This window comes from Deinococcus piscis, from assembly GCF_014653275.1.
GTDB classification, from domain to species: Bacteria; Deinococcota; Deinococci; order Deinococcales; family Deinococcaceae; genus Deinococcus; species Deinococcus piscis.
On record NZ_BNAL01000024.1, the window covers coordinates 40,743 to 47,142 of the forward strand.

Consider the following 6,400-nt stretch of genomic DNA (forward strand, 5'->3'; position numbering starts at 1 on the left):
CTGCCACCGAACGCTTTCTTCGTTGCAGAAGACCTGCTTACCTTCGAAAGCGTTTCATTGGATGGTTAGTCTCCACCTGCGCTTCCAGATAGAAGGGGTGGTTCGGAGTGGCCGTGATGACTTCGGTGCTGGAGCTTTGGCCCTGCTGCCTGTGAACGAAGATAGCGGGGCTGCTTTTCTCTGCCCTACACTCTGAGCATGACTTCTGCACTCAATATTGCCGTGCTGTGCCATACCGGGGCAGGTGGCTCCGGGGTGGTGGCCACCGAACTGGGGTTGCTGGTGGCGGCACAGGGCCACGCTGTGCATTTCGTGGGGCCGTCGGTGCCGTTCCGGCTGGCCCAACACTGCGCCATCCACGGTCCTTACTTTCACCAGATTGGCTCCTTTGCCTATGCGCTGTTTGATCAGCCTTATCCAGAGCTGTCCGCGGCCAACACCCTCTCTGAAGTGATTCTGGAACAGGGCGTTCAGTTGACCCACGCCCACTACGCCATTCCGCATGCCACAGCGGCGCTGCATGCCCACGCCATCACGGGCCGCGCTCCAGTGGTGACGACCCTGCATGGCACCGATGTGACCCTGGTAGGAGCAGAGCCTGCCTTTTTTCACACCACACGCCACGCCATTGAGCGCTCACACCATGTCACAGCGGTGTCGCGCTTCCTGGCCGAGCAGACCCGCGAAGTCTTCCGCACGGACCGCGAGATAGAAGTGATTTACAACTTTGTGGATGCCGAGCGCTTCCGCCCCATCTATGATCCGGCCATGCGGGCACAGTTCGCTCAGGAAGAAGAAGCCCTGCTGATTCATGTGAGCAATTTCCGCCCGGTCAAGCGCGTTGGTGACGTGATCGATACTTTTGCCGGTGTGGCCTCCGAACTTCCCGCCCGCCTGCTGATGGTCGGTGATGGTCCTGAGCGTGCCCCAGCGCTCGAGCGAGCACAGCGGCTGGGCATCGCTGACCGGGTCACCTTTTTGGGGTCCTTTCCAGATGTGCAGACGGTGCTGGGCCTCAGCGACCTGTTTTTGCTGCCCAGCAGCAAGGAGAGCTTTGGCCTGAGCGCTCTGGAAGCCATGAGCTGCGAGGTGCCGGTGGTGGCGACCCGTGCTGGGGGCATTCCTGAGGTGGTCGAGCATGGGGTCAGTGGCCTGCTGGCGGCTGTGGGCGATGTGGACGGCCTGACGCAGGCTGCGCTGGACATCCTGCGTGACCGCTCGGTACGGGTGCGGATGGGCCAGGCCGCCCGGAAGCGGGCCATAGAGGAATTCCATCCTTCCCGTATCGTGCCGCAGTACCTCGCGGCATACCGCAGAACGCTAGAGCACGCTAAGGGCTAAGCCGCGCGTCCAGCGGCTGACCGCTGTAGGGGCGCAGCTGCACACTTTTTCCCAAGTGTAGCCCTAGCGCATTCCAGCCTGGCTGCAACTGCAGCTGATACCCGTGGGCCGCGCTGACCTGTACGGCACGATCCACCCAGACCAGGAACAGGGACTGACTGCCGTCACGGAGCCGCACCTCACGCAGCGGTTCCCCGGCACCAGGCTGCCCGTTGCGATCACGGTCCACAAACGCATAAGCCCGCAGCTCCTGCCCCTGACTGGGCACCGAAACCTGCACCGGGGGCAGCACGCCTGGCCAGTGCAGCGCCGCACCTTGCAGTTCAGGCGTGCTGCTTGGCGGCTGCTCCAGCGTGATCCGCCAGCGGCCCTCGGGAGCGGGGGCCGTGCCCAGCAGTTGCTGAGGCTGCCCAGCGGTGCCCACCGTCCAGATGCCCACGCTCAGGTCCGGGGGCACTTCGCCCCGCAGCTGGCCCTGAAGCACCAGCGGAGCCGACTGCGCTGCACCCAGCAGCAGAGCAACCAGCGCAGGAAGAACAGTTTTCAGGGCCTTCATGGCATGAATCTAACATGAGAAGTGCTCAGGTGCCTGATTGAGTCTTGAGACTGTTGATCCTCCAGAAAAGGCTGTCAAAAAGAAAGGGGGCCCGCTCGGGGCCCGCCGATCCTCACTTCTGGACTTCCGGCTTATTTGCTCAGCGCAGCTTTGACCAGTTCCACGATTTCGGGCATGGTGTCGGCCACAGGCACGTTCGCGGCTTTGAACGCGGCCAGCTTGCTTTCGGGGGTGCCCACGTCACCCATGATGATGGCTCCAGCGTGCCCCATGCGCTTGCCCGCAGGGGCCGAGCGGCCAGAGATGAAAGCCACAACGGGCTTTTTCATGTTGTTCTTGATGTATTCGGCGGCGGCTTCTTCGTCGGCGCCACCGATTTCACCGATGACCACGACGGCGTCGGTGTCCGGGTCGGCCTCGAACATGGGGAGCACGTCGGCGAAGGTCGTGCCGATCACAGGGTCACCGCCGATGCCCACGGTGGTAGAGGTGCCCATGCCCGCGTCGTTCAGCAGCTTGGCGGCTTCATAGGTCAGCGTGCCCGAGCGGCTAATCAGACCGATGCGGCCAGGGTTGGTGTAGATGCGGTTGGGCATGATACCCACTTTGGCTTCACCGTTGGTGACCAGACCGGGGCAGTTGCCGCCGATCAGGCGGATGCCTTCACCGCCACCCGCGCGGCTTTCGGCGTCCAGTGCCTTGACTTCCTGCACGGCCCGCATCATGTCCACGGTGGGCACGCCCTCGGTGATCAGGACAATCAGGGGCATACCGGCGTGGGCGGCTTCCAGCACAGCGTCGGCGGCCCCGGCGGGGGGCACGAAGATGATGCTCACGTTGGCACCGTGCTTCTCTTTGGCTTCGGCCACCGAGTTGTAGATGGGCCAGCCTTCAAAGTCCTGACCGCCCTTGCCGGGGGTCACGCCCGCCACGACCTGGGTGCCGAATTCCTTCATCGCGCGGCTGTGCTTGGCCCCTTCGGAACCAGTCATGCCCTGCACGATGACTTTGCTGTCCTTGTTAACCAGGATTCCCATTACTTGCCTCCCAGTGCGTTGGCTTCTTTGGCCGCTTCTTCAGCAGCTTCGAACATGGTGGGGTACATCTTGATCAGGTCGCTGTTCTTCTCGTTCAGCAGCGCCTTGGCTTCATCCTCGGCGGTCCCGGCGATACGCATACGCACGGGCTTGGTCAGGATGCCTTCGTCCAGCGCCTGAATCACGCCTTTGGCGACTTCGTCAGCGCGGGTGATGCCACCGAAGATGTTGATGAAGATGGCCTTGACGTCGGGGTCTTTGCTGACCAGCTTGACGGCGTTGTACACCACGTCGGCCTTGGCACCACCGCCGATGTCGAGGAAGTTGGCGGGTTTGGCCCCGGCGCGGTTCACCACGTCCAGGGTGGTCATCACGATGCCAGCACCGTTGCCCAGCACGCCGACGTTGCCGTCGTCCAGCTTCACATAAGCAAAGCCGTACTCGCTGGCTTCCACTTCCAGGGGGTGCTCGGCGGACAGCTCGCGGTAGTGGGCCACGTCCTGATGGCGGTACATGGCGTTGTCATCAATCTCGAACTTGGTATCAAGCGCGAGGGGGATGCCATCCGCGCCCACAAACAGCGGGTTGATCTCGACCAGCACGGCGTCACGTTCCAGTGCAGCCTTGCTCATCTTGACCATCATGTCGGCAATCTTGTTCAGGTTGCCCTTGAAGCCCGCCTTGATGGCGACTTCACGCGCTTCGTAGGGACGCAGGCCGGTGACGGGATCCACGCGGTGCTTGATGATCTTTTCGGGAGTGGCGGCGGCCACTTCCTCGATCTCCATACCGCCCTCAGCGGAGGCCATCAGGGTGTAGCTCTGGACGTTGCGGTCCACGATCATCCCGACGTAGTACTCGGTGCCGGCGTCAATGTCCACAGCTTTGGTCACCAGCACCTTCTCGACGGTCAGGCCCTTGATGTCCATGCCCAGGATGTTCTGGCCGTTTTCCAGCGCCTTGTCGGCGGTCGGGCTGAACTTCACGCCACCGGCCTTGCCGCGGCCGCCCACGTGTACCTGCGCCTTGACCACGACCGGCTGGCCGTACTCTTCAGCGATGGCTTTCACTTCCTCGGGGGTGTGAGCGACTTTGCCTTCCTGCACGTTGACGCCGAAATCACGCAGGATTTCCTTGCCCTGATACTCGTGTAACTTCACGGTGTTCCTCCTATGGGAAATAGTTTGGGTGTCCCGATTCCTGAGTATAGCCGCTCATTTCCGCCGCTGCCCCTGTTCCCAGACTGGGGACAAAGTGGCGTGCTAGCGTGGGGAAATGGAAAAAATCGAACAGGTGAGAGCGGCTCTGGCGCGCCGGGGCCTTCAGGCCCTGTGGGTGTCGGACCCGGCCAACGTCCGGTATCTGAGCGGCTTTACCCATCCAGATGACGGCCGGCTGCTCGTCACGCCGGGCGCGGCGGTGCTGTACACCGATGGGCGCTACACGGTGCAGGCCCAGGAAGACGCCCTGCCTGGGATTGAGGTCGTGATCGCCCGACCTATGGAGGCGGTGGAGGGTGCGGCGGGCACAGTGGCCGGAATGAAGCTTGGCATAGAGGGCGCGCATCTGACCGTGAGTGCCCTGGAACGCCTGAGGGAGCGCTGGCAGGTCCAGTTTCATCCGGTGGAGGGCTTGGTTGAGGAATTGCGGCTGCACAAAGCTGAGGATGAACTGGCAGGGATTCGGGCCGCGCAGGACCTAGCAGACCGTGTCTTCGCTGAGGTGCGTCCGCAAATTCAGGCAGGTGTGCGCGAGCTGGACATCGCCATTGCGCTGGAGCAGGGGCTGCGGCAGGCCGGGGCTACTCCTGCTTTTGATGTGATTGTGGCCAGCGGGGTACGCGGCGCTCTCCCCCACGGCACGGCCAGTGACAAGGTGATCGAAGACGGCGATCTGGTCACGGTGGATTTTGGGGCCAACTTGAATGGCTACAACTCCGATATGACCCGCACCGTGGCGGTGGGGCAGCCTTCAGATGAGCTGCGGCGCATCTACAGTGCGGTGCTGGAAGCTGAAGAAGCCGCAGTGCGGGCGGTGCGCCCCGGCCTTAAAGCCGCTGAGCTGGACGCGGTGGCCCGCGACATTCTGGCTGGGCATGGTTTGGCGGAGGCGTTCGCGCACTCGCTTGGGCATGGTGTGGGCTTGGTAGTCCACGAAGGGCCGCGTCTGGCCCAGGGCAGTGAGGACGTGCTGAAGCCGGGCATGGTGATCACCATTGAGCCTGGGGCGTACTTGCCGGGTCTGGGCGGCGTGCGAATTGAAGACCTGGTGCTGGTCACCGAGGACGGCTACGAAGTGCTGAGTCACTCGCCCAAGGAGACGCTATGAAAGGATATGCCGTGAAAGAAGGCGCTCTGAAGCGGGGTTCTCGCTGGTTGGTCGGCTTGTTGATGGTGTCCTGTGCGTTGGGTCCTGCCCTGGCGCTGACGGCTGCTGCTCCGTCTGCGCTGGAAGTCGCTCAGGGTTCGGGGATTTATCAGCGTGGTATGGCGGTGTATTACGGTGGTCGGCGCGACCCACAGACGACCATGACCGCCGCTCATCTCACCTTGCCTTTTGGGACCTGGGTGCGTGTGACCCATACCCGCACAGGCCGCAGCGTAAAGGTCAAGATTAATGACCGTGGCCCTTTCAATGGGGGTGGGCGCATTATTGACCTGTCCAGGGCGGCAGCGCAGGAGCTGGGTATTCTCCGCGAAGGCGTCGCGCCGGTGACGATCACCATTATTTCCCGGCCCTGAACTGGGGCTGGATGTTAGGATGGTTCAGGTTTGACCACAGTGGTGGCCCTGGTGGGCCGCCGTTTCCTAAGGAGGAACACTTATGACGACTGACACTGCTCTGCTGACGCTGGACACCCTCGCCAACTACCTCAAAGAACGCGATGTTCAGCTGGAAATGGACCAGAACCCTGAAACCGGCCAGCGCTTTATCCGCATGGGCTGGCGCTTTGAGATGGGTGACGCTGCCGTGCTGGTATCTGTGAACGACGGTCCTCAGAACACCAGCCGCCTGGAAATCACCTGCGTGACCCAGAAAACCTACGAAGGCCGCATGCAGGAAGTGATGGAGATGCTGAACGCACGTAACCGTGAGCGTGCGTTCAGCCGCTCGGTGGATGCTCAGGGCAATGTGTGGCTGGAATATGTGGGCTTCTACCCTACCCTGGCTGAAATGCCTCAGGAAACTTTCGACACGCTGTTCGGCGGCGTGCTGATGCACTTCCAGGATGACTACGCTGCCCTGGAAGGCGTGCAGCTTCAGCCTGTGCAGCCTCAGGCCTGATTTTCTAATTTTTCTCATCTTGGCGGCCGCGAGGTCGCCTTGTTTTTGGTCTGTTTACTTGGGTTTGGCAACTTTACTTTTGTAATTTGAATATGAAATCGTATTCAAAAAAATTAGAGCATTTGACATAAGAACATTCCAGGATAGGCGTGGGTCATCCAGGCGGAAATGTCTTGTGTGG

General features: G+C 61.7%; 7 protein-coding genes. 4 read left to right on the plus strand and 3 right to left on the minus strand.

Translation table 11 applies throughout. The features are described from left to right. The first annotated feature begins 198 nt into the window (after window positions 1-198). A complete protein-coding gene (gene bshA / locus IE158_RS09610; RefSeq protein ID WP_189643464.1) occupies window positions 199-1,341 on the plus strand; it encodes an N-acetyl-alpha-D-glucosaminyl L-malate synthase BshA in 1,143 nt (380 codons plus the stop codon). On the opposite strand, the gene IE158_RS09615 is transcribed toward bshA, so the two are convergent. From IE158_RS09615 to sucC, 3 genes are all read right to left on the minus strand, one after another. Continuing rightward, the gene (locus IE158_RS09615; protein WP_189643465.1) at window positions 1,331-1,897 is read right to left on the minus strand and encodes a hypothetical protein; all 567 of its coding nucleotides are present in this window, start codon (window positions 1,895-1,897) and stop codon (window positions 1,331-1,333) included. The genes bshA and IE158_RS09615 overlap by 11 nt on opposite strands. A 131-nt stretch (window positions 1,898-2,028) precedes the next feature. Then, window positions 2,029-2,934 carry a succinate--CoA ligase subunit alpha gene (gene sucD / locus IE158_RS09620; RefSeq protein ID WP_189643467.1) on the minus strand — a complete coding sequence of 302 codons (906 nt, stop codon included), beginning with the start codon at window positions 2,932-2,934 and terminating at the stop codon, window positions 2,029-2,031. After that, window positions 2,934-4,094 carry an ADP-forming succinate--CoA ligase subunit beta gene (gene sucC, locus IE158_RS09625; RefSeq protein ID WP_189643468.1) on the minus strand — a complete coding sequence of 387 codons (1,161 nt, stop codon included), beginning with the start codon at window positions 4,092-4,094 and terminating at the stop codon, window positions 2,934-2,936. The genes sucD and sucC overlap by 1 nt, the downstream gene beginning before the upstream one ends. Before the next feature lie 115 nt (window positions 4,095-4,209). Here sucC and IE158_RS09630 point away from each other — a divergent pair, with 115 nt between their 5' ends. From IE158_RS09630 to IE158_RS09640, 3 genes are all read left to right on the plus strand, one after another. After that, window positions 4,210-5,262, plus strand: a complete 1,053-nt coding sequence (locus IE158_RS09630; protein ID WP_189643469.1) for a M24 family metallopeptidase — start codon at window positions 4,210-4,212, stop codon at window positions 5,260-5,262. Further along, window positions 5,259-5,675 carry a septal ring lytic transglycosylase RlpA family protein gene (locus IE158_RS13740; protein ID WP_308430684.1) on the plus strand — a complete coding sequence of 139 codons (417 nt, stop codon included), beginning with the start codon at window positions 5,259-5,261 and terminating at the stop codon, window positions 5,673-5,675. Before IE158_RS09630 ends, IE158_RS13740 begins: the two co-directional genes overlap by 4 nt. An 82-nt stretch (window positions 5,676-5,757) precedes the next feature. Next, entirely contained in the window at window positions 5,758-6,219 is a 462-nt protein-coding gene (locus IE158_RS09640) for a YbjN domain-containing protein (protein ID WP_189643471.1), read from the plus strand. Window positions 6,220-6,400: the final 181 nt, after the last annotated feature.